Origin of the sequence: Micromonospora sp. NPDC007220 (assembly GCF_040634035.1) — a bacterium.
GTDB lineage: Bacteria > Actinomycetota > Actinomycetes > Mycobacteriales > Micromonosporaceae > Micromonospora > Micromonospora reichwaldensis.
The window spans coordinates 72,562-93,927 of the sequence record NZ_JBEYEU010000003.1; the positions used below are offsets into that span (position 1 = coordinate 72,562).

A 21,366-nucleotide genomic window follows, 5' to 3' on the forward strand; every position below is an offset into this window, starting at 1 on the left:
CTCTGACCTGCACTTTTATGATTCGCCCGGTGCGGTACGAGCGGCGCGCGGCCGGACACGCCACCCGCCGCGCGGACGTGATCTGCCTCACGACTGTCGGTGCGGTCTGGTTGACTGGTCGCCGTGAAGCTGCCGATCAGTCCGCCGGTCGAGCCGATGCTGGCCAAGAGCGTCCCGCGGGTCCCCACCGCGCCGGGGATGACCTACGAGCCGAAGTGGGACGGCTTCCGGTGCATCGTGTTCCGCGACGGCGACGAGGTGGAGCTCTCCAGCCGGGGCGGCAAATCGATGACCCGCTACTTCCCCGAGGTGGTCGAGCAGGCCCGCCGCCAGCTGCCCGAGCGGTGCGCGGTCGACGGCGAGCTGATCGTGATCCGGCGCGACGGCCCGGGCGGGCAGCCCCGGCTGGACTTCGAGCTGCTGGCCCAGCGCGTCCACCCGGCCGCGTCCCGGGTGAGGATGCTGGCCGAGACGACTCCGGCCGACTTCGTCGCCTTCGACCTGCTCGCCCTCGACGACGAGACGCTGCTCGACGAGCCCTATCCGCGACGCCGGGCCCGGCTGGAGTCGGCGCTGGCCGGGGTCCGGCCGCCGGTGCACGTCACGCAGGTCACCACCGACGTCGACACCGCCCACCGCTGGTTCGACGTCTTCGAGGGCGCCGGCCTGGACGGCCTGATCGCCAAGCCGGCCGACCTGCCCTACGAGCCGGGCAAGCGGCTCATGTTCAAGGTCAAGCACGCCCGCACGGCCGACGTGGTGGTGGCCGGCTTCCGCTGGCACAAGTCCGGCCCGGTGGTCGGCTCGCTCCTGCTCGGCCTTCACGACGACGACGGCGTCCTGCACCACGTCGGGGTGAGCGCGTCGTTCACGATGGCCCGCCGCGCGGAGCTGCTGGAGGAGCTGGAGCCCTACCGTGACGTCGGCGCCGACCACCCGTGGGTGCACGGCGACCACGAACGCGGCCAGCGCCTGCCCGGCGGGGTGAGCCGCTGGACGGGCGCCCGCAACCTCGAGTGGGAGCCGCTGCGCCCCGAGCTGGTGGTCGAGGTCGGCTACGACGCCATGGAGGGCGACCGGTTCCGGCACACCGCCCGGTTCGTCCGCTGGCGGCCCGACCGCGAACCGCAATCCTGCCGCTACGACCAGCTCGAGCGGCCCGTACGGTTCGATGTGGACCAGGTGCTGCGCGGCGATCCCACGGTGACCGTGGGGTCCGCCGCCGGTCCGGCGTAGCCTGGCCTGTCGACCCGATCACGGAGGCTCGCTCGTGACCCGCACCCCCGACCGGATCCGCCGGTTCCGGCTCACCCTCGCCGGGCTGGCCGCCGCCGCGCTGGTCGCCGCCGGCTGCACCCTTCCGGCGATCGCGCCCCGGACGGAGGCCGGCGGCGAGGCCGCCGCCCCCGGCACGGCGCCCACCTGGCGGGCCTGCCCGGAGGTGGCCGAGGAGCTGGTCGGGCGCGGGGCGCCGGGCATGCGCTACGAGTGCGCGCGGATCAAGGTGCCGCGCGACTGGGGCACGGGCACGGGCGGCGGGGCGACCGCCGGACCGGGCGCCGGGCAGACCTTCGAGATCGCGCTGCTGCGGGCCCGGTCGACGAAGCAGCGCGACCGGATCGGCTCGCTGGTGATCAACCCGGGCGGGCCCGGCGGCTCCGGCGTGGACACCGCCGTCTACCTCTCCTTCGGCCCGAGTTTCGGCGGCCTGCCCGCCTCGATCACCGACCGGTTCGACATCGTCGGCTTCGACCCGCGCGGGGTGTCCCGCTCCAGCCCGGTCAAGTGCATCCCCGACGCCGAGCTGGACGCCAGCTTCGGCTACGACCCCGACCCGGAGAGCCAGGAGTCGTTCGACGGCTTCGTCGCGCTCAGCCAGAAGATCGGGCGTGGCTGCGGCGACCGCTACGGCGACCAGCTGCCGCTCTACGGCACCGAGCAGGCCGCCCGGGACATGGACGCGGTCCGCGCCGCCGTCGGCGACGACAAGCTGACCTACCTCGGCTACTCCTACGGCACCCTGCTCGGGGCCACCTACGCCCAGCTCTACCCGCAGCGGGTACGGGCGCTGGTCCTCGACGGCGCGGTCGACCCGCGGCAGGGCCTGATCGCCGGCTCGGAGGGCCAGGCCAAGGGCTTCGAGCGGGCCTTCGGCAACTTCGCCACGTGGTGCGCGGCCAACGCCGGGCGCTGCCCGATCGCCCCGGACGCCCGGGCCGCGGTCACCTCGGCGATCGACAAGGCGCGGGTGTCCCCGGTACGCGGTGACGACGGCCGGGAGGCCACCGCGGGCTGGGTCTTCTACGCGATCATCTCGTCGCTCTACACCGAGTCGGGGTGGCAGGAGCTGGCCGTCGCCATCGACAAGCTGGAGGGCGGCGACCCGGGCGACGTGTTCCGCCTCGCCGACGCGTACGCCGACCGGGACTCCGACGGGCACTACTCGAACATGTTCGACGCCAACCTGGCGGTCAACTGCGCCGACGAGGAGGAGAAGCCGAGCCGGGAGCGGATCCGGCAGCTCCAGTCGCAGTGGCGGGCGAAGTACCCACTGTTCGGGCCGGCCCTGGCCGTCGGCCTGCTCTCCTGCACCGAGTGGCCGGGCGGTCGCGACCCGTACCCGACGGGCCGGGCCGACGGGGCGCCGCCGATCCTGGTGGTGGGCACCACCGGCGATCCCGCGACGCCCTACGAGCAGACCCCGGCGCTGGCCGCGATGCTGGGCGTGGGCCGGGTGCTCACCTGGGAGGGCGAGGGGCACACCGCGTACCCGCAGACCTCCTGCATCACCGAGGCGGTCGACGCCTACCTGATCGACCTGACCGTGCCCCGGGAAGGGCTGCGCTGCCCGGCCCGCTGACCGGTCGTTCCGGCGGCAGGTCGGGCAGGTCGATGCCCTGCCGGGCCGCGATCTCCTCCAGCAACGCCCGCATCCGGCGTACGTCGGCCTTCAGCTGCTCCTGCTCCTCGTGTTCGAAGGCGTCGTCGTCGACGATGAGCTGACTGGCGAAGTGCGCGGTGATCAACGGGATGACCAGCAGCACCATTGTCGAGATGAGCAGCGCGGCGAGGGTGCGGCCCTGCCAACTCACCGGGGAGATGTCGCCGTAGCCGACGGTGGACGCGGTCACCACCGCCCACCAGACGGCGTCCGCCGGGCTGCGCTTCTCCACGTGGCCGTAGATCACGCCGGCCACCACGATCATCAGCAGGTAGGAAATGATCAACGTACGGGGCGAGTTGGCGAACCAGACCAGCCCCCGGTAGATCAACCGGAACGGCAGCAGCAGGACGTCCATGGACAGTCATGTTGCCCCCCGTACCCGAGCGCTGCCCGCTCATCGGTCCCGCTCACTGTGCCACGCTGGCGGCATGAGTGACGTGATCTTCCGTGAGGCCGTCCGCGGCGACCTGCCTGCCGTGATCGCCCTGCTCGCCGACGACGTGCTCGGCAGGACCCGCGACTTCACGGAGGTCGACGCCGCGTACGAGAAGGCGTTCGCCGACATCGACGCCGACCCGCGCAACCAGCTGATCGTGGCCGACGCGGACGGTGAGCTGCTCGGCTGCATGCAGCTCACCTACATCCCCGGCCTGGGCCGGCACGGCGCGGAGCGGCAGCTGATCGAGGCGGTCCGGGTCCGCTCCGACCTGCGCGGGCGCGGCGTCGGCCGGCAGATGATCACCTGGGCGGTCGACCAGGCGAGGCAGCGTGGCTGCGCCCTGGCCCAGCTCACCACCGACAAGACCCGCCACGACGCCCACCGCTTCTACCTCAACCTGGGCTTCCTCCCCACCCACGAGGGCATGAAACTCCCCCTCTGACCCCCACGCCCCACGCCCCACGCCCCACGCCCCACGCCCCACGCCCCACGCCCCACGCCCCACGCCCCGGCGATCATGCAGTTGCGGTGCCCCGCAAAAAGGGCAAAGCGGTGAACAACTCCCACCACAACTGCATGATCGACGCGAGCGGGGCGGGCGGCGCGGGCGGCGCGCGAGGGCGGGAGAAGGCGGGGTCAGGTGGGGAGGAGGTGGCCGTCGCGGAGGGTGAGGACGCGGTCGGCGAGGTCGATCAGGGCCGGATCGTGGGTGGCGACCAGTGCGGTCATGCCCCGGGCGTGCACGACCGCCCGGAGCAGGTCCATGATCGACCGGCCGGTCTCGGAGTCGAGTTGGCCGGTGGGCTCGTCGGCGATCAGCAGGTCCGGCTCGTTGGCCAGGGCCCGCGCCACGGCCACCCGCTGCTGCTGCCCGCCCGAGAGCTCGTACGGGCGCTGGCCCGCGTGCCCGCCGAGGCCCACGAGCTCAAGCAGCACCGCCACCCGCTCCTCCCGCTCGGCCGCCGGGACCCGCGCCAACCGCAGCGGTACGCCGACGTTCTCGGCGGCGGACAGGATCGGCACCAGCCCGAAGGTCTGGAACACGAAGCCGACCGTGCCGCGGCGCAGCTCCAGCAGCTCCTTCTCACCGGCGCCGGTGACGTCGTGCCCGGCGACCACCACCCGGCCCGAGTCGGGCCGGTCCAGCCCGCCCACCAGGTTCAGCAGGGTCGTCTTGCCCGCCCCGGAGCGACCGCGCACGGCCACCAGCTCGCCCCGCCCGGCCGAGAACGACACGTCCCGTACGGCGTGCACCGCGTGCTCGCCGCGGCCGAACGTGCGGCTGACCCCCTCCACCCGGACCACCTCGTCGGTGACCGTGGCGCCCGCCACCACCCCGGCCGACCGGTCGTCCGACGTCACGTCGTGCTCGCTCATGATCCCGCCCCGCTGTGCTCGGCGCGGTCGACCGGATCGACCACGCGGTACCGACTGATGCCCCGTCCGCCCACGGCGACGGCCCTCCGCCCGCCCACCGCGCCGGCTTCCCGCCCGCTCACCGTGGCGATGCCACGCCCGCTGGCCGCGCAGGCCTCCCGACCGCTGACCGTGGCGATGCCCCGGCCGCTCACCGCGGCGTCTCCCGCTCGTCCTGCGGCCGGTCGCCCGGGCGTACCTCCACGTGGTCCGGCTCCAGGTTGAGCCGCACCCGGTCGCGCAGCGACAACGCGTCCACGAACGGCGCCGGCAGCTGCATCCGGCCGCTGCGGTCGAGCACGGCGTACTCCTCGCTGACCAGTTCGGTGCTGCCGTCGGCGCCGATCCGCGCGGTCCGGCGTACCTCGGAGGCGGTCCTGCCGTCGCGGATCGCGACGGTCCGGCGGACCTGGGTGGCCACGGCGTGGTCGTGGGTGACCACCACGATGGTGACGCCGAGCTCGGCGTTGATGGTGCGCAGCGCCCCGAAGACGTCGGCCCCGGTCGCCTCGTCCAGCTCACCGGTCGGCTCGTCGGCGAAGAGGACCTCGGGGTCGTTCGCCACCGCCACCGCCACCGCGCAGCGCTGCTGCTCGCCGCCGCTGAGCTGCCCGGGCCGCCGGTCCGCGCAGTAGCCCACCCCGACCAGGTCGAGCAGCTCCCGGGCCCGCTCGCGGTGGGCGCGCCGGCCGCCGCGCCGCCCGGCGAGCCGCATCGGCAGCTCGACGTTCTCCAGCGCGGTCAGGTACGGCAGCAGGTTGCGGCCGGTCTGCTGCCAGACGAATCCGACCATGCTCCGCCGGTAGCTCAGTCGCCGCCGGGTGGAGAGGTTGAGCAGGTCGTAGTCGCCGACCCGGGCGATGCCGGCGGTGGGCGTGTCCAGCCCGGAGAGGATGTTCAGCAGCGTCGACTTGCCGGAACCGGAGGCGCCCACGATCGCCACCAGCTCGCCCCGGTCGATGACCAGGTCGAGCCCCTGCAACGCGACGACCTCCACCCCCTCGGTCTTGAATATCCGGACCAGCCCGTCGCAGACGATGTGCCCACGCAACCGGTCCCGGCCGCCGGCCCGCTCGGCCGCACGCTGGGCGGCCCGCTGTTGCAGGGCGGCCAGGTCCGGCACGGCGGTGGTCTCCGCGGTAGCGGTCATTGTCAGTTCTCCTCTCCGAGCCGGAGCACCTCACCGAGGCGCATCCGGCGGTTGTTCAGGGCCTCGACGGCGACCGCGAAGCCGAGGGCGAGCGCACCGAGCGCGACGACCGCGGCCGCCAGGCCGGGCTCGAACGCCACCCGGACCTCGACCCCGTCGGTGAAGGCGGACAGGCCGAGCACCGGGGTGAGCAACAGCGGCAGGACCGTGCCGACCAGCGCACCGGTCACCACCGAGACGCCCACCAACGGGACCAGCTCCACCAGCAGCAGCCCGCGCCACTGGCGTCGGGACAGGCCGAGGGTGCGCAGCCGGGAGAGCACCTGGCCACGCTCGCGGGCACCGGCGAGCACCGTGAAGGCGATCGCGAGCAGGCCGAGCGCCGTCCCGCCGGCTGCGCCGGCGGTGAAGCCGAAGGCGAGCACGCCGTTCGCGCCGCCCTCGCCCACCTGCCGGCGGGTGTCCGCGAAGGTCAGCACCTCCACGCCGCGCGGGCGCTCCCGGCCGGTGACCGCGCCGCCGGTCTGGAAGCGGGACTGCCCCGCGTCGCCGGCCCGGCGCAGCGCGTCGCCGTCCAGGTCGTCGCCGGCCACCAGGAAGCCGGTCGGCACGGCGGCGTAGTCCCGCCGGGGCAGGGACTGCCAGGGCAGGACGACGAACCGGCTGCTGTCCGCGCGCAGCAGCGGGAAGCTCTCCGCCTGACCGGCGACCCGGAACTCGTACCGCTGGCCCTGGGCGCTGACGAAGGCGGAGCCGTCGAGACCGGCGTCGGCCAGCTCGGCGGCGACCGTCGGGGAGACCACCGCGGGCAGCGGGCCGCCTCCCCCGGCGGGGGCGAGCAGCGCCGCCGGCACGGTCACGTCGACGCCGGACTCGCGGACGATCCGGGCCAGGGCCGGACCGTCGACCATGAGTACGGTCACCCCGCCGAGCCGGGTCTCGGTGCCGACGGCGTCCTTCGCCAGGCGTTGGCCCGCCTCGTGCAGCACCGGGCTCGCGGCACGGACCCCCGGCAGCCGCTCCAGCTCGGCGCCCGTGTCCGGGGCGATCCGGTCCCCCAGGATCAGGGCGTCGGCGGGGACCACCCGGCTGGCGGCCCGGTCCCGGCTCGCCTCGATCCCGGCGGCCGTCACCGCGCAGAACGCCGCGGTCGCGATGGCCAGTACGACGACCACCAGCGGCACGGCGACGACGGACCGGCCGGCCCGGGCGGTGCCCAGGAAGGCGACGCTGCCCCGGGCCCGGGCCGCGAGCCGGCTGACCAGCCGCAGCGGCCACGGGTACAACCGCATCGCGACCACCGCCGCGGCGACGGCCAGCAGCACCGGCACCGAGACCAGCAGCGGGTCGACCTCCCCCGGGGTGAGGCCGCGGCGGCGCAGCAGCACGACCGCGAGACCCGCGAGGACCAGCAGCCCCGCCTCCACCGTGAGGCGACGCGCGGAGGGGCGCGACCGGATCAGGTCGCGCCGACCGGCACCGCCCCTGGACGCGGCGAGGGTGGCCACCGGCAGCGCGAGGGCCACCAGGACGGTCGCGGCGACGGCGGACCACAGGGTCTCGCCCGGTGCCCCCGGGGCGAGGCCACCGACCAGCCAGCCGAGCGCGCCGGCGGGCGGCACCACCAGCAGCGCCTCGGTCAGGCTGCGGCCCGCGCTCGTGGTGGCCGCCCCGCCCCGGGCCCGCAGCAGGGTGAACTCCGAGCGGCGGCGGCGCACCAGCAGCCCGGCGGCCAGCACGACGAGGCCGGCCAGGGTGGCCAGTACGCCCGCGGCGATGACCCCGAGCACCGTCCGGGCGCTGTCCACCTCGGCGGAGAACTGCCGCAGCGGGATGTCCAGCCCCTGGACGAGGTTGCGGCCGCCCGCCTCCCGGGTCATCTGCTGGAGTCCGCCGATCACCTGGTCCAGCTCGCGGGCGTCGACGCCGTCGGCGCCCAGGCGGTAGCGCCAGCTGAACGTCAGCGGCCAGCCGGCGACGGCCTGGCGGTTCAGCGCGGCGCCGTCGACGACGCCGACGGCGATGAAGGGTTGGCCGTCCCCCACCGGCTCGACGATGCGCAGCAGCGGCGGCAGCCCGTCCCAGAACCCGTCGGCGGCGTCACGGGGCTGGAAGAGGCCGACCACGGTGAGCTGGGTGGGGGGCGGGGAGTCGGCGGTGAGCGGCTCCGGCGCGGCGAGGGTGAGCCGGCTGTTGAGCCGCAGGTTCAGCTTGCCGGCGACGTCCGCGGCCAGCGCCACCTGCACCGGCTGGTCCTTCGGCGTGTCGGCCGGCCAGCGCCCCTCGACCAGCGTGCCGGCCTCCTCGATCCCGGTCACGGACCGCAGGCCGAGGTGGACCAGGAGGTTCTTCGCCGCCAGGTCCGGGCCCCGCACCAGGCTGGCCGCGGTCTCCCCGGCGTACCACCGCTGGTCGACCATGCGCCCGACGACCGGCGGCATCGCGCTCTCGATCGCCGCCAGGTCGCCCTCGTGGGCGTCCACCACGGAGGTGCCGTTGTCCGCCGCGGCGAGCGGCCCGGACGAGTACGTCACGTCCCGCTGCTGCGGCGGCACCGCGCCCAGGTGGGCCTTCAGGCCCTCCTGGGCGTGCCCGTTGACGATCCTGGGCACCCCGCTGATCACCAGCGTGGCGACCAGCGTCAACGCCGCGAGGAGCAGGAACTGCCCGCCGTACGCCCGAATCCGGCGGACGACCGCCCCGATGCTCACCACGCCCCGTCTCCGCTCCTGGTCGTCCCTACGCTCCCGGTCACCGGTCTCCCCCGATCCGCAGCTGCGCCACGGCCACCCGCTGTCGGATGCCGAGGGCGATGAACGCGCTGAAGGCGAGTGCCGCCAGCAGCAGGCCGAGCGCGGTCAGGCCGATGGGCAGCCAGGGCAGCACGAAGGCGGCCTCCGGCACCGGCCGGCCCGCGGACGGCGTGAGGATGACCAGCGGGGCCATGGTCCCGCCGACCGCGGCGCCCAGCAGCAGGCCCACGCCGACGCCGATCCCGGCCAAAAAGGTCTGCTCGGCCAGCAGCGCGCGGGCCAGCAGCCGAGGACTCGCGCCGAGCGTGTGCAGCACGGCGAACTCCCCGAGCCGGTGCCGGGCGGTCGCCCAGACGTCGACGATCAGGCCGACCAGGGCCAGCAGCACCGAGCCGAGCGCCGCGGCGAGCAGCCCCGTGCGGGCCCCCTGCCAGTACGGGTCGCCGGCGGCCCGCTCGGCCACCTCCCGCCGGTCGAGCAGCGTGGCGCCGGTCAGGTCGGCCGCCGCGCGGGCCGCCTCGGCGTGGCCGGCGTCCTCGGTGCCCAGCCACCACTCCGGCACCGGCCGGACCCCGCCCCGGTCCCGGATCAGCCAGTCCGCCGCCGCAGGCAGGTCCAGCAGCACGCCCTCGCCGGCCGCGGACGGCACTGCGTCCAGCTCACCGACGAGCGTGACCGGCAGCGTCGCGCCGGACAGCACCAGGTTGACCGTGTCGCCGACGCGCAAACTCAACGCGTCGCGTACGGCCGGGGTCATCAGTGCGGGTACCGGCCGGTTCTCGCCGGCCGGCACCACGGCGAAACGGCTCGGCGGCTGGAACGCGAACCGGCCGCCCTCGCGGTACTCGACCTCCCAGTCGGCCTTCAGCCCGGCGGCCGTGGCCGACGCATCGACCGGTTTGCCCTGGCCGTCGACGGCCACCCACCCGCCGTCCAGCGACGCCGGCCGGGCCGCGCCGTCGGCGCCGACCAGCCGCAGGTCCGACACCTCCAGGCGGTACGCGCGCCCGCGCGCGCTCCCGCCGTCGGCCTCGAAACCGGACAGTCGTAGGGCGCCCTCCCCGGCGGGGACGGCGACGGTGAACGGCGCCGGTCGGCCGTCGCTGCCGCTGTTGCCCGCCGGAAGCCGGAAGGCCAGCCCGTCCGCCCGGGTCAGCAGCACCCAGAGGCCGATCTGGTGCGGCGTGACGGCGTCGCGCACGGGGGTGCGTACCGTGCCGGTGAGCGACCGGGTGCCGGCGGGCAGTTCCAGCCCGGTGGGCGCGCCGCGCGCCCGGGTCAGCCGGTCGAGCAGTGCCGGCGCGGGCTCGTCGGTCAGCCTCTCGTTGAGCCGCAGCACGTCGGCCGCGGCCGCGGCGTCGAGGCTCACCACCGTCGTCGGCAGGTCGGCGCGGCCGAGGCGGATCTCGTCCCGCCAGGCCGGCAGCGCCTCGCGGACGCCGGGCAGAGCGGCGAGCTGACCGGCCCGACCGTCGGGTGCCGAGCCGGTGCGCTCGACGACCCGCAGGTCGGCGCCGACGGTGTGCTCGGCCTGGTCGGCCTGCGACAGCTCGCCGGTGGTCACCAGCGACCACGCCAGGGTGCTGCCGCCGACGGCGAGGGCGAGCAGCAGCACGGGGCCGGCGTGCGGGCGCCGCCCCGCCTGCCACATGCCGAACATGGTCGCGGTCCACGGTCTGCGGTCGACGAACCGCTCGGCGAAGCGGGTCGCGGGCGGCAGCAGCCGCAACGCCACGACCGCGCCGGCCAGCACGCCCAGCGTCGGCGCCGCGACCAGCAGCGGGTCCACCCCGAGCCGGCCGGCCGCCCCGGCGACCGGCGACGAGTACTGGCGCAGCTGGGTCCAGGCCAGCACCGCGAAGCCGACCAGCACCAGGTCGAGGCTGGCCCGCTGGACGCTCGCGGCGCGGGTGGGCCGGGACCGGGCCGCCATGTCGGCGACGTAGGTGCCGGCCCCCCGCAACGTCGGGACGACCATCGCGACCAGGCAGCCGGCGGCGGTGGCGGCCGCGGCGGCCCAGATCAGCGTGGTGTTGCCGGCGGCGAGCGTCAGCGGGGTGGCGCCGCCGGTACCCACGTGCCGCAGCGCCTCGCCGGCGATCAGGGGCCCCAGCACGCCGGCGGGCAGGACGACCAGGGCCGCCTCCCGGGCCGCCAGGCCGGCCAGTTGCCGCCGCGCGGCGCCCCGGGCCCGGAGCAGGGCGGTCTGGCCGCGCCGGTCCTCGTGCAGCAGGGCGGCGACGAGCACCAGCGCGTACCCGCCGAGGACGACGATCAGCAGCAGCGGGGTGGCCAGCGAGGAACGGCCCACCAGGTCGGCCCGGGTGACGCGGTCGAGGAGCCGGTCGATCGCCGTGACGGTCTGGCCGGAGGAGCCCAGCCCGGCCGCCTCGGGCACCTCGGCGAGGGCCGCGGTGAGCGCCTGCCGCACGTCGGACAGCCGCCCCGCGCCGGCCGCCGCCGCGAGGTCCGGCTCGACGACCCAGGACGCCGACACCGAGCCCGGGTACGTGGCGACGAAGTCCGCCGGGTCCAGCACGAACGGCCCGTACGAGGTGCCGGCGTCCGCGGCGCTGCCCGCCCCGACCCCGGGTGCCAGCCGCCAGTACGGGTCGGCCGCGTCGCGGGGGCGCCAGGTCCCGACGAGCACCACGGTGCTGGCCTCGTCGGACCGGCGGTCCAGCATCGGCACCCGGTCGCCGACGGTCATCCCGAGCATGCCGGCGACCTTCTCCGGCAGGGTGACCTGCAGCGGCGAGGCTCCCGGGGCGGGCCAGGCGCCGCCGGTCAGCTCGGCGTGGCGGGGCAGGTCGTCGAGGGCCGCCAGGGTGGCGAAGACCGGATCGTCGTCGTCGCGGGCCACGGGGCCGAGGTCGCCGGTCAGCTCGCGGCCACCGCCGTAGCGGGCGGCGTCGACGGTGACCGGCGCGCCGCCGAGGCCGGCGGCGAACCCGTCCCGGACGGCCCGGTCCCGGGCGGCGAACTCGGCCGCGTCCCGGCCGGCCGCGCCGCTGACCAGGAGGCTGCGCTCCTCGAACGACGCCCCGCTGAGCAGGGCACGCTGGCCCGCCTCGACGGCCCGCCGGTTGTAGTCAGAAAGCCCGGTGACCAACGCGACCGCCACCAGGGCCGCGACCACCGCGGCGAGCAGCAGCCCACGCGCCTCGCGGGCCCGCCTCCACACCAGCTTCATCCGATGCCCTCCCCTGGCCCGTTGTCGGGCCGACGATCAGGGAGAGCGGTGACGTGCCGGGAAAGGTTCGCGCCCGTTACTTGATCGTTATCCGGAGGCGCCCGACCGGTGGGCGGGGCCGGCGACCCGGCGAGGGTGGCGCGGTGCGCGGATGTGCTTCCATCACCGGATGGAGATCGCCCTCACCGCCCTGATGGTGGCCGTCGTCGCGCTGCTCGCCGCCCAGTTGCCCGGCAGGACCGAGCAGGCGCGGACCGCGTACCGGCTCGCCGAGATCGAGCGCCGGCTCCGGCTGGTGATGGACCACCTGGGCGTGGTGGACGCCTCGCCCGTGCCGCCGGAGGTGGGACAGCACCTGGCCCGGGGCGACAAGATCAAGGCGATCGCCGCGTACCGGAAGGCGACCGGCGCGGACCTGCGCTCGGCCAAGGAGGCGGTGGAGGCGTACGGCGACCGCCGGTGACGGCGGGCACGCGTCCCGCCCGTGCCGGCGGGACGGCGGCGATCGGGCGGGCCGGTCAGCGGGGGCGGTCGCGGTCCTTGGAGGGCTGCACGCGCTTCGGCTCGCCGGGCATCTTCGGGTGGTCCGGCGGGTAGGGCATGTCGCCCTGGCCGGCGGTGTCGTCCCGGTCGGCCCACTCCAGCAGCGGGCTGATGTCCCACGCGGTGTCGTCGATGCCGGCGTGCGGATCGCCGCGCTCGGCCAGCCGGGCCGGGACGGTGCGCAGGTCGAAGTCGTCGGGGTCGACGTCGGGCAGCTCGTCCCAGGTGACCGGGGTGGACACGGTGGCCCGGGCGTTGGCCCGCAGCGAGTACGCGCAGGCGATCGTGCGGTCGCGGGCCATCTGGTTGTAGTCGACGAAGACGCGCTCGCCCCGCTGCTCCTTCCACCAGGCGGTGGTCACCAGCTCCGGCCGGCGCCGCTCCAGCTCGCGGGCCAGCGCGATGGTGGCCCGGCGCACCTCCGTGAACGTCCAGCGTGGCGCGATCCGCAGGTAGACGTGCACGCCACGGCCGCCGGAGGTCTTCGGCCAGCCGGTGGCGCCCAGCTCGTCGAGGAGCCCGCGCAGCTCTCCGGCGGCGGCAACCGCGTCGGCGAAGTCGGTGCCGGGCTGCGGGTCGAAGTCGATGCGCAACTCGTCGGGGCGGTCGACGTCGGCGGCACGCACCGGCCACGGGTGGAACACGATGGTGCCCATCTGGGCGGCCCAGGCCACGTGGGCCAGGTCGGCGGGGCAGAGCTCGGCCGCGCTGCGACCGCTCGGGAAGCTGATCGTGGTCGTCCGCACCCAGGGCGGCACGCCGCGCGCGGGCACCCGCTTCTGGAAGAACGCCTCCCCCTCGACGCCCTCCGGGAAGCGCTGCAACGTGGTGGGACGCTCGCGCAGGGCGCGCATGATGCCGTCACCCACCGCGAGGTAGTAGTGGAAGACGTCGGCCTTGGTGAAGCCGCGCTGCGGGAAGATCACCCGGTCGGGGCTGGTCAGCCGGACCTCGTGCCCGGCCACCTCGATCAGTTCGGCCGCAGCCTTCGTGCCACCCATTGCGCGACCATATGCCACACCTCCGACGTCCGACGTACCGTTGGCGGGTGAGTCTTGACGAGAGTGAACTGCCCCGTACCGAGGAAGAGTGGCGGGTCCGGCTCAGCCCGGAGGAGTTCCGGGTGCTGCGGGAGGCCGGCACCGAGCGCCCGTGGACCGGCGAGTACGTCGACACGAAGACGCCCGGGACCTACCACTGCCGGGCCTGCGGCGCGCAGCTCTACCCCAGCGACACGAAGTTCGACTCGCACTGCGGGTGGCCCAGCTTCGACGACGCGATCCCCGGCTCGGTCAAGGAGATCGAGGACCGCAGCCTGGGGATGAGCCGCACCGAGATCCGCTGCGCCCGGTGCGACAGCCACCTGGGTCATGTCTTCCGGGGCGAGGGTTTCACCCCGAAGGACACCCGGCACTGCGTCAACTCCGTCTCCATCCGGCTGGAGCCGCGCGCCGACGCCTGATCCGGCGCCCGGGGTTCAGGCGCCCCGGGCCGGCGTCAGCCCGGCCATCAGCGAGACCTCGGCCGTACGCGACCGCTCGACGCGACCGGCGAAGTCGCGTACGCGCGGGTCGGCGCCGACCGTCTGGTGCGCCCGGGCCAGGTCGGCCGCCGCCTCCTGGTGCGGGACGAGCAGGCCGAGCAGGACGCGGTCGACCTCGCCGTCCGGGGCGGCCCGCAGGCGTGCCATGTCCTCGGCGGCAGTCCCGTGCTGCCCGTGGTCGTGCCGGCGGGCGGCCTCGGCGGCGGCCGGTCCGGCGTCGCGCAGCCAGCCGCGCATCGTGGCGAGTTCGTCGATCTCGGTGACCTCGATGGCGGCGACGAGGGTGTGCAGCTTCCGGTCGGTCACCCGGTCGCGGCTGAGCCGCACCATCTCCAGCGTCTGCTCGGTGTGTGCCGCCAACATGGCCAGGAAGACCACGTCCAAGCCGTTCATCTCGGTCGCGCTGGCCGCGGCCGGCCCCGGCGGCGCGGGGACGGACGACGCCGGGGCGGTCCGCGCGGCGCAACCGGGGACGGTCAGCAGGACGGCGAGCAGGACGACCGTGGGCAGCCGTCGCATGGCGTACTCCGATCCGGGAAGGGATGACGGGTGCGGGCGCCGGGGGGACGGGCCGCACCCGTCCGGTCAGACCTGCGTCCAGAGCGCCGGCACGTGCGGCGGTTCCCAACCGGGGATCGCGGTGTGCGCCTGCCGGCAGCGGTACGTCAGCCCGCCGTAGGTGACCTGGTCGCCGACCTGGTAGGCCCGGCCCGCCGTCCAGCTGCCGCCCGGCGCGGGCGGGGTGGTCGGGGCGGCGGTGGGGGTCGGGGTGGGCGACGGGGCCGGCCCGGTCGGGCTCGGCGTGGGCGACGGGTTGCCGCCCCCGCCGACCTGGAGGTCGACGCAGGAGTAGAACGCGTTGGCGGTGTCCGCGATGTTCCACACGGCGAGGACCTTCTGCCGTCCCGGGTGGCCGCCCAGGTTGACGGTGTGCGAGACGGTGGCGCCGGGCTGCTGCCCGCCGCCGTTGAAGACGGCCACCCGGGTGCCGCCGATGAAGTACTCCCAGTTGCTGGTGGCGTGCCGGGCGGTGTTGGTCCAGGTGAAGGTGACGGAGCTGCCGACCGAGGTGGCGGGCCAGCCCCGGCTGTCGTCGTTGAGGACGGCGAACTGGGCGATCCCCGCGTGGCAGCTGCGCAGCCCCTTCGGCCCCTCGACGCTCTGCGGCTCGTACTTGATCTGCCCGCAGTCGGGGACCCGCCCCTGGGCGCAGAGCGCCTGACGGCTCGGCGGGCCGGACACGTAGCCGTGCGCCTGGGCGGGCGCCGCGACGGCGAGTGCGGAGACGACGGCACCCGTCGCCACGAGCGGGATGGTGATTCTTCGACGCATGGTGGCAGCTCCTTCGGACTTCGGCCTGGTGAGGCGCCATCAACATAAATTAAAGCTTGTTAACAGTAAAGACTCCTGTCGATAGAAACATCGCACCTTCTGCACACGCAGGGTGACCATCAGAGCAGCAACAGGCTGCCCCGCTCGTCCACCCGGTCGGCGGACTCGTCGTCCAGCCAGACGCCACCGGTGGCGAGGTAGCGGAAGCGGTACTCCCCCGGGCCGAGTCGTACGGTGACCGTCCGGGTGCCGTCCCGACGCGGGAGGAGTTCGTGCCGCCCCGGCTCCCAGCCGTTGAAGGAGCCGACCACGCTGACCGGGCCGGGCGGGGTGTCGCGGGGCAGGCTGAAGGTGACCCGTACCTGGTTGCCGAAGAGCTTGTTCCGCTTGATCATGTCGTGTTCCTCCGGGGTCGCGCGCGGTCACCCGGTACAACGCCCGACACGCCGGGGGCGACACGCCGCCACCCCGGAGTGACCTGGGCCGATCCGCCCACCCGGCACGGTCCGGTTGCCGCACGCTCGAGGAAATGTGTCGGCCTTCGGGGGGTTCTGTCGTGGCGACGTGCGAGGTCTGCGGTAACGACTACTGGATGGCGTTCGAGGTGCGGACCGTCAGCGGCGACGTGCACACCTTCGACTGCTTCGAGTGCGCCGCGCACAAGCTGGCGCCGATCTGCGAGCACTGCCAGGTCAAGATCGTCGGGCACGGGGTGGAGGTGTCCGGCCGGTTCTTCTGCTGCGCGCACTGCGCCCGCGCGGAGGAGGGCGCCCGGGGCGCCGAGATCCGCGACGCGGTCGGCGCCCGCCCCGCCTGAGGCCGGCGGTCGGTCGGCTCCCGCCGCCATGGCCGCCCGGTCGGCCGGGCGCACCGGCGGCACGCGGGGCAGCGGGGCGGCTGGCCCACGGGCCCGGCCTACCATCGGGGAGTGCCACAGCCCCCCGTGCCGAGGACCGCCTCGTTCGCCGAACTCGACGCCCGCACCTTCCACGACCTGCTCCGGCTCCGGATCGACGTGTTCGTTGTGGAGCAGGCGTGCCCGTACCCGGAACTCGACGGGCGCGACGTCGAGCCGGGCACCCGCCACCTCTGGCTCGACGACGGCGGCGCGCCCCTGGCGTACCTGCGGATCCTCGCCGACCCGGGCGGCGTGGCGCGGATCGGGCGGGTGGTGGTGGCGCCGAAGGCGCGCGGCGGCGGGCACGCGGGCCGGCTGATGGCCGCGGCGCTGGAGCTGGTCGGCGACCGCCCCTGCGTGCTGGAGGCCCAGTCCCACCTGGTCGGCCTCTACGCCCGCCACGGCTTCGCCGTCGCCGGCCCCGAGTACGTCGAGGACGGCATCCCGCACACCCCGATGCGCCGGGAAGGCATTGACCGAAGCCGATAAATGTGACAGCCTCCGGGCAGAGCCGTCGCGGAAGCCACGCAGCGCGCACGGGAGGGGCAACTCCCGGGCCGTCCGGGCGTCGTCGTCCGACCTCTCCTCCCGGGGGCTCCCCATGTCCACTCAACTTCGCACCTCCCGCCTGGCGTGGCTGCTCGCCGTCGCGGCGACCGCCGTGCTGCTGCTGACCACCGCCCTGGCCAACCCCGTGTCGGCGCACGGCTCCGTGGTGGACCCGGCGTCACGCAACTACGGCTGCTGGCAGCGCTGGGGCAGCGACTTCCAGAATCCCCGGATGGCCACCGAGGACCCGATGTGCTGGCAGGCCTGGCAGGCCAACCCGAACGCCATGTGGAACTGGAACGGCCTGTTCCGCGAGGGCGTCGCCGGCAACCACCAGGCCGCCATCCCCAACGGCCAGCTCTGCTCCGGCGGCCGGACCGAGGGCGGTCGCTACAACGCCCTCGACACGGTCGGCGCCTGGAAGACCGCCCCGGTCTCCAGCAACTTCCGGGTCCGCCTCTACGACCAGGCCAGTCACGGCGCGGACTACATCCGGGTGTACGTGACCAGGCAGGGCTTCAACGCGCTCACCGAGCCGCTGGGCTGGGACGACCTGGAACTGGTCGGCCAGATCGGCAACACCCCGGCGTCGGGGTGGAAGCCGGAGCCCACCGGCGTGTCCATCGAGATCCCGGCGAACGCGCCGGGGCGGACCGGGCGGCACGTCGTCTACACCATCTGGCAGGCCAGCCACCTCGACCAGTCGTACTACCTGTGCAGCGACGTCGACTTCTCCGGTGGGCCGACCAACCCGCCGCCGACGACGCCGCCGCCCACCACTCCCCCGCCCACCACGCCGCCGCCGACCACTCCCCCGCCGACGACGCCGCCGCCCACGACCCCGCCGCCGGCCGGGGCCTGCACGGCGACGTACCGGGTGACCGGGCAGTGGACCGGAGGCTTCCAGGGCGAGGTGACGGTGACCGCCGGTGGCGGGGCCGTCAGGGGCTGGTCCGTGACCTGGACCTACGCCAACGGCCAGCAGGTCACGTCGACGTGGAACGCGACCGTGACCACCAGCGGCACGCGGGTCGTCGCCCGCAACGCGGAGCACAACGGGTCGCTGGCCCCCGGGGCGAGCACCACGTTCGGCTTCCTCGGCTCGTGGTCCGGCACCAACAGCGTGCCGACACCCACCTGCACGACCGTGGTCTGATCCGCACCGGAACCCCGGCCGGGGTCGCAGCCCACTCCCTCCGGGCGCAACCCCGGCCGGCCCGCGTCGGCACCCTCAGGCCGCTGTCGAGCTGCCCCACCGGTGAGACCGCCGCCGGACGCCCGCCCCGCCGCCCACCCGAGCGGCGGCGCGGCGGTGCGGCGGTGCGGCGGGCAGGCGTGCGTCAGACCAGGCAGTTGACGATGTCGGCGACCGAGCGGCGACGACCGGTGTAGAACGGGATCTCCTCCCGGACGTGCCGCCGGGCGCCGGAGGCCCGCAGGTCGCGCATCAGGTCGACGATCCGGTGCAGCTCGTCGGCCTCGAACGCGAGCATCCACTCGTAGTCGCCGAGCGCGAACGAGGCGACCGTGTTGGCCCGCACGTCCGGGTAGCCGCGGGCCATCTTGCCGTGCTCGGCGAGCAGCTCGCGCCGCTCGGCGTCCGGCAGCAGGTACCACTCGTAGGAGCGGACGAACGGGTAGACGCAGACGTAGGAGCGCGCCTCCTCACCGGCCAGGAACGCCGGGATGTGGCTCTTGTTGAACTCCGCCGGGCGGTGCAGCGCCATCTGCGACCAGACCGGCGTGAGCGCCCGGCCCAGCGTGGTGCGGCGGAACCGCAGGTACGCGTCCTGGAGGTCGTCGCTGGAGGCGGAGTGCCACCAGATCATCAGGTCGGCGTCGGCACGCAGCCCCGAGACGTCGTACGTGCCGCGAACGACCACGTCCTTGCCGGCCAGCTCCGCGAAGAGCGCCTCGACCTCGCCGGTGACGTTGTCGCGCAGCGACGGCAGCGGGCTGGTGGCCCGGTACACCGACCACATCGTGTAGCGGATGCTGTCGTTGAGCTCCCGCAGCCGGGCCGCGTTGGTCTGCTCGGTCATGTCCCCGGTCCTCCCAGTGCTGTGATGATCTCCTCGGCCGCCGTCTCGCCGGAGCGGACGCAGATCGGGATGCCCACCCCGTCGTACCCGGCGCCGGCCAGGACCAGGGTCGGGTGGCTCGCCCGCAGGGCCGCCCGCGCGGCGGCCACCCGGTCGGCGTGTCCCGGGGTGTACTGCGGCAGCGACCCGCCCCAGCGCTGCACGTGGCCGGCGACCGGTGCGGGCAGCGGCACGCCGAGCACCGCCGACAGTTCCCGGTGCACGGTGGCGGCCAGGTCCTCGTCGGTGCGCTGCACCTGCCGTTCCTCGCCGTAGCGGCCCACGGAGGCGCGGACGAGCGCCAGCCCGTCGGTGCGGCGCAGGTGGCCCCACTTCGTGGTGAAGAAGGTCGACGCCTTGATCAGCAGGCCCTCGATGCCCGGTACCAGGAAGCCGGACAGCTCCGGCAGCTCCGGCTCGGGCAGCGCCAGGGTGACCAGCGCGACGCTGGCGTAGTCCAGCCCGCCGACGCCCTCGGCCACCCGCGGGGCCGGGCCGCCGAGCAGCCGGGCCGCCGGGCGGGCCGGCACGGCCAGCACCACGGCGTCGACGTCGACCGACTCCGCCTCGCGGGTGGGGCCGACGGTCAGCCGCCACCCGGCCCCGGCCGGGGTCAGCTCGCGTACCGCCGCGCCCCGCCGGATCGTCGCCCCGCTGGCCGCCGCGGCGGCCTCGACCAGCGTGCTGAGCCCGCCGGCCAGGGTGCCGAAGACCGGCGCCCCCGGCGCGCGGGGGGCCGCGGCCTGTGCGGCGCGCACCGCGCCCACCAGGGTGTGCTCCACCCGGGCGGACCGGGCCAGCGCGGGCATGGTGGTGGTCAGGGAGAGGTCGTCGGCCCGGCCGGCGTAGACGCCGCCGAGCATCGGGTCGACCAGCCGGTCGACCACCTCGTCGCCGAACCGGGCCCGCACCAGCGCGCCGACGGAGACGTCCTCGTCCGCGCCGAGCAGCGGGCGGCCGGCGTCGACGTCGGCGTCCGCCGCCGGCCGCGCGACCGTGGCCACCCGCTCCAGGTCCCCGGGTACGCCGACCAGCGTGCCGCCCGGGATCGGGCGCAGCCCCCCGTCGACGACGAGCGCGGCCTGCCCGACGGTGGGGTGCACGATCCGCTCGCCCAGGCCGAGCCGGCGGACCAGGGCCACGGCGGCGGACTCGCCCCCGGCCGGGTCGCGCATCAGGAACGACTCGGCGCCGAATTCCACCGGTGAGCCGGCCAGCTCCCCGGTGCGCAGCTTGCCGCCGAGCGCGCCGGACTGCTCGTACACCGTGATCTCGGTGCCGGCGGGAGCGCGGTCGCGCAACCGGACCGCGGCGGCCAGCCCGGCGATCCCGCCACCGACCACCGCCACCCGCCACGGCGCCCGCATGCGGCTCAGCCCCGGTCGCCCGACTCGGCGGACAGCTCGTGCACCAGGGCGACCACCCGGGTCAGCACGTCGGGGTCGGTCTCCGGCAGCACCCCGTGCCCCAGGTTGAACACGTGCCCGGGGGCGGCCCGGCCCTGCTCCAGGATCCGCCGCACCTCGGCCTCGACCACCGGCCACGGCGCGAACAGCACGCACGGGTCGAGGTTGCCCTGCACCGCCCGCTCCGGCCCGATCCGCCGGGTCGCCGCGTCCAGCGGCGTACGCCAGTCGACGCCCACCACGTCGGCGCCGGCCTCGCCCATCGCGCCGAGCAGCTCCCCGGTGCCCACCCCGAAGTGGATCCGGGGCACGCCCGCGTCGGCCAGCCCGGCCAGCACGCCCGCCGAGTGCGGCAGCACGAAGCGGCGGTAGTCGGCCTCCGACAGCGCGCCGGCCCACGAGTCGAAGAGCTGCACCGCGGACACCCCGGCGGCCACCTGCACCCGCAGGAACTCCAGCGTCACCTCGGCCAGCCGGCCACAGAGCGCGTGCCACAGCTCCGGCTGGCCGTACATCATCGCCTTGGTCTTCGCGTGGGTCCGCGACGGGCCGCCCTCGACCAGGTAGCTGGCCAGGGTGAACGGCGCGCCGGCGAAGCCGATCAGCGGGGTGTCGCCCAGCTCGGCGACGAGCATCCGGACCGCCTCGTCCACGTACGACACGTCGTCGCGGGTGATCGGCCGGATCCGCTCCACGTCGGTCAGGGTGCGCACGGGCTCGGCGACCACCGGGCCGGTGCCCGGCACGATGTCCAGGTCCACCCCGGCGGCGGCGACCGGCACCACGATGTCGCTGAACAGGATCGCGGCGTCCACACCGTGCCGGCGTACCGGCTGGAGGGTGATCTCGGTGACCAGGTCGGGGCGGCGGCAGGACTCCAGCATCGCCACGTTGGCCCTGATCGCGCGGTACTCCGGCAGCGACCGGCCGGCCTGGCGCATGAACCAGACGGGGGTGTGCGGGCCGGACTGACGCCGGCAGGCCCGGACGAAGGGCGAGTCGGCCGGTCCGCCGGGGCGGGGGTCTTCGTCTCGGGCGTCGGCGCCCGTCGTCGTGGTGCTCATCGCGGCCATCGTGCCACGGGGGACGCGACCGGCAGCGGGCAGCGCCGCCTTTTGT

General features: G+C 75.2%; 20 protein-coding genes. 8 read left to right on the forward strand and 12 right to left on the reverse strand.

What is annotated here, in order from left to right; translation table 11 throughout:
• Positions 1 to 123 precede the first annotated feature (123 nt).
• Positions 124 to 1,236: an ATP-dependent DNA ligase gene (locus ABZ573_RS08730; RefSeq protein ID WP_151455599.1), complete on the forward strand. Its 1,113-nt coding sequence runs from the start codon at positions 124 to 126 to the stop codon at positions 1,234 to 1,236.
• A gap of 55 nt (positions 1,237 to 1,291) precedes the next feature.
• A complete protein-coding gene (locus ABZ573_RS08735) occupies positions 1,292 to 2,860 on the forward strand; it encodes an alpha/beta hydrolase (protein WP_225852303.1) in 1,569 nt (522 codons plus the stop codon).
• Here ABZ573_RS08735 and ABZ573_RS08740 read toward each other — a convergent pair.
• On the reverse strand, positions 2,787 to 3,299 hold the full coding sequence (locus ABZ573_RS08740; protein WP_327030909.1) for an ion channel: 513 nt from the start codon (positions 3,297 to 3,299) through the stop codon (positions 2,787 to 2,789). The genes ABZ573_RS08735 and ABZ573_RS08740 overlap by 74 nt on opposite strands.
• Before the next feature lie 73 nt (positions 3,300 to 3,372).
• Here ABZ573_RS08740 and ABZ573_RS08745 point away from each other — a divergent pair, with 73 nt between their 5' ends.
• Positions 3,373 to 3,825, forward strand: a complete 453-nt coding sequence (locus ABZ573_RS08745; protein ID WP_327030908.1) for a GNAT family N-acetyltransferase — start codon at positions 3,373 to 3,375, stop codon at positions 3,823 to 3,825.
• Between the two features lie 194 nt (positions 3,826 to 4,019).
• On the opposite strand, the gene ABZ573_RS08750 is transcribed toward ABZ573_RS08745, so the two are convergent.
• The 4 genes from ABZ573_RS08750 to ABZ573_RS08765 all read right to left on the reverse strand — a co-directional run bounded on the left by ABZ573_RS08750 (position 4,020) and on the right by ABZ573_RS08765 (position 11,895).
• Positions 4,020 to 4,760 carry an ABC transporter ATP-binding protein gene (locus tag ABZ573_RS08750; protein WP_358116891.1) on the reverse strand — a complete coding sequence of 247 codons (741 nt, stop codon included), beginning with the start codon at positions 4,758 to 4,760 and terminating at the stop codon, positions 4,020 to 4,022.
• 190 nt (positions 4,761 to 4,950) lie between these two features.
• Positions 4,951 to 5,949 carry an ABC transporter ATP-binding protein gene (locus ABZ573_RS08755; RefSeq protein ID WP_358116893.1) on the reverse strand — a complete coding sequence of 333 codons (999 nt, stop codon included), beginning with the start codon at positions 5,947 to 5,949 and terminating at the stop codon, positions 4,951 to 4,953.
• Positions 5,950 to 5,951: 2 nt separating this feature from the next.
• A complete protein-coding gene (locus ABZ573_RS08760) occupies positions 5,952 to 8,663 on the reverse strand; it encodes an FtsX-like permease family protein (RefSeq protein WP_358116896.1) in 2,712 nt (903 codons plus the stop codon).
• Between the two features lie 37 nt (positions 8,664 to 8,700).
• The gene (locus ABZ573_RS08765) at positions 8,701 to 11,895 is read right to left on the reverse strand and encodes an FtsX-like permease family protein (protein WP_358116899.1); all 3,195 of its coding nucleotides are present in this window, start codon (positions 11,893 to 11,895) and stop codon (positions 8,701 to 8,703) included.
• A gap of 169 nt (positions 11,896 to 12,064) precedes the next feature.
• Here ABZ573_RS08765 and ABZ573_RS08770 point away from each other — a divergent pair, with 169 nt between their 5' ends.
• The gene (locus tag ABZ573_RS08770) at positions 12,065 to 12,358 is read left to right on the forward strand and encodes a hypothetical protein (RefSeq protein WP_132233105.1); all 294 of its coding nucleotides are present in this window, start codon (positions 12,065 to 12,067) and stop codon (positions 12,356 to 12,358) included.
• A 55-nt stretch (positions 12,359 to 12,413) separates the two neighbouring features.
• Here ABZ573_RS08770 and ligD read toward each other — a convergent pair whose 3' ends face one another.
• Positions 12,414 to 13,439: a non-homologous end-joining DNA ligase gene (gene ligD / locus ABZ573_RS08775; RefSeq protein ID WP_151456707.1), complete on the reverse strand. Its 1,026-nt coding sequence runs from the start codon at positions 13,437 to 13,439 to the stop codon at positions 12,414 to 12,416.
• Between the two features lie 47 nt (positions 13,440 to 13,486).
• On the opposite strand from ligD, the gene msrB reads away from it, so the two are divergent.
• Positions 13,487 to 13,900, forward strand: coding sequence for a peptide-methionine (R)-S-oxide reductase MsrB (gene msrB / locus ABZ573_RS08780; RefSeq protein ID WP_311413415.1), 414 nt, complete (start codon positions 13,487 to 13,489; stop codon positions 13,898 to 13,900).
• Positions 13,901 to 13,915: 15 nt separating this feature from the next.
• Here msrB and ABZ573_RS08785 read toward each other — a convergent pair whose 3' ends face one another.
• The 3 genes from ABZ573_RS08785 to ABZ573_RS08795 all read right to left on the reverse strand — a co-directional run bounded on the left by ABZ573_RS08785 (position 13,916) and on the right by ABZ573_RS08795 (position 15,708).
• Positions 13,916 to 14,500 (reverse strand): DUF305 domain-containing protein, encoded by a 585-nt coding sequence (locus ABZ573_RS08785; protein ID WP_358116904.1) that lies wholly within the window; start codon positions 14,498 to 14,500, stop codon positions 13,916 to 13,918.
• Positions 14,501 to 14,566: 66 nt separating this feature from the next.
• Complete coding sequence (locus ABZ573_RS08790; RefSeq protein WP_327030902.1) at positions 14,567 to 15,313, reverse strand: lytic polysaccharide monooxygenase; 747 nt, start codon at positions 15,311 to 15,313, stop codon at positions 14,567 to 14,569.
• A gap of 119 nt (positions 15,314 to 15,432) precedes the next feature.
• On the reverse strand, positions 15,433 to 15,708 hold the full coding sequence (locus tag ABZ573_RS08795; RefSeq protein WP_132233095.1) for an isoamylase early set domain-containing protein: 276 nt from the start codon (positions 15,706 to 15,708) through the stop codon (positions 15,433 to 15,435).
• Positions 15,709 to 15,869: 161 nt separating this feature from the next.
• Between ABZ573_RS08795 and ABZ573_RS08800 the strand changes: the two genes are divergently transcribed.
• The 3 genes from ABZ573_RS08800 to ABZ573_RS08810 all read left to right on the forward strand — a co-directional run bounded on the left by ABZ573_RS08800 (position 15,870) and on the right by ABZ573_RS08810 (position 17,916).
• Entirely contained in the window at positions 15,870 to 16,130 is a 261-nt protein-coding gene (locus tag ABZ573_RS08800) for a Prokaryotic metallothionein (protein WP_151457740.1), read from the forward strand.
• Positions 16,131 to 16,241: 111 nt separating this feature from the next.
• Positions 16,242 to 16,700 (forward strand): GNAT family N-acetyltransferase, encoded by a 459-nt coding sequence (locus ABZ573_RS08805; protein WP_327030901.1) that lies wholly within the window; start codon positions 16,242 to 16,244, stop codon positions 16,698 to 16,700.
• Positions 16,701 to 16,812: 112 nt separating this feature from the next.
• Positions 16,813 to 17,916 (forward strand): lytic polysaccharide monooxygenase, encoded by a 1,104-nt coding sequence (locus ABZ573_RS08810; protein WP_358116909.1) that lies wholly within the window; start codon positions 16,813 to 16,815, stop codon positions 17,914 to 17,916.
• A gap of 184 nt (positions 17,917 to 18,100) precedes the next feature.
• On the opposite strand, the gene hemQ is transcribed toward ABZ573_RS08810, so the two are convergent.
• The 3 genes from hemQ to hemE are packed head-to-tail and all read right to left on the reverse strand — an operon-like array spanning position 18,101 to position 21,311.
• Positions 18,101 to 18,802 (reverse strand): hydrogen peroxide-dependent heme synthase, encoded by a 702-nt coding sequence (gene hemQ / locus ABZ573_RS08815; RefSeq protein WP_151457526.1) that lies wholly within the window; start codon positions 18,800 to 18,802, stop codon positions 18,101 to 18,103.
• Positions 18,799 to 20,208 carry a protoporphyrinogen oxidase gene (hemG, locus tag ABZ573_RS08820; RefSeq protein ID WP_358116912.1) on the reverse strand — a complete coding sequence of 470 codons (1,410 nt, stop codon included), beginning with the start codon at positions 20,206 to 20,208 and terminating at the stop codon, positions 18,799 to 18,801. Before hemG ends, hemQ begins: the two co-directional genes overlap by 4 nt.
• A gap of 5 nt (positions 20,209 to 20,213) precedes the next feature.
• Positions 20,214 to 21,311 carry a uroporphyrinogen decarboxylase gene (gene hemE, locus ABZ573_RS08825; protein ID WP_327030898.1) on the reverse strand — a complete coding sequence of 366 codons (1,098 nt, stop codon included), beginning with the start codon at positions 21,309 to 21,311 and terminating at the stop codon, positions 20,214 to 20,216.
• Positions 21,312 to 21,366 lie beyond the last annotated feature (55 nt).

Coding starts and splice junctions, on each gene's coding strand:
- ABZ573_RS08810 (WP_358116909.1), top strand. CDS start 16,813: ATGTCCACTCAACTTCGCACCTCCCGCCTGGCGTGGCTGCTCGCCGTC.
- ABZ573_RS08750 (WP_358116891.1), bottom strand. CDS start 4,760: ATGAGCGAGCACGACGTGACGTCGGACGACCGGTCGGCCGGGGTGGTG.
- ABZ573_RS08770 (WP_132233105.1), top strand. CDS start 12,065: ATGGAGATCGCCCTCACCGCCCTGATGGTGGCCGTCGTCGCGCTGCTC.
- hemQ (WP_151457526.1), bottom strand. CDS start 18,802: ATGACCGAGCAGACCAACGCGGCCCGGCTGCGGGAGCTCAACGACAGC.
- ABZ573_RS08795 (WP_132233095.1), bottom strand. CDS start 15,708: ATGATCAAGCGGAACAAGCTCTTCGGCAACCAGGTACGGGTCACCTTC.
- hemG (WP_358116912.1), bottom strand. CDS start 20,208: ATGCGGGCGCCGTGGCGGGTGGCGGTGGTCGGTGGCGGGATCGCCGGG.
- ABZ573_RS08745 (WP_327030908.1), top strand. CDS start 3,373: ATGAGTGACGTGATCTTCCGTGAGGCCGTCCGCGGCGACCTGCCTGCC.
- ABZ573_RS08755 (WP_358116893.1), bottom strand. CDS start 5,949: ATGACCGCTACCGCGGAGACCACCGCCGTGCCGGACCTGGCCGCCCTG.
- ABZ573_RS08765 (WP_358116899.1), bottom strand. CDS start 11,895: ATGAAGCTGGTGTGGAGGCGGGCCCGCGAGGCGCGTGGGCTGCTGCTC.
- ABZ573_RS08790 (WP_327030902.1), bottom strand. CDS start 15,313: ATGCGTCGAAGAATCACCATCCCGCTCGTGGCGACGGGTGCCGTCGTC.
- hemE (WP_327030898.1), bottom strand. CDS start 21,311: ATGAGCACCACGACGACGGGCGCCGACGCCCGAGACGAAGACCCCCGC.
- ligD (WP_151456707.1), bottom strand. CDS start 13,439: ATGGGTGGCACGAAGGCTGCGGCCGAACTGATCGAGGTGGCCGGGCAC.
- ABZ573_RS08740 (WP_327030909.1), bottom strand. CDS start 3,299: ATGGACGTCCTGCTGCTGCCGTTCCGGTTGATCTACCGGGGGCTGGTC.
- ABZ573_RS08785 (WP_358116904.1), bottom strand. CDS start 14,500: ATGCGACGGCTGCCCACGGTCGTCCTGCTCGCCGTCCTGCTGACCGTC.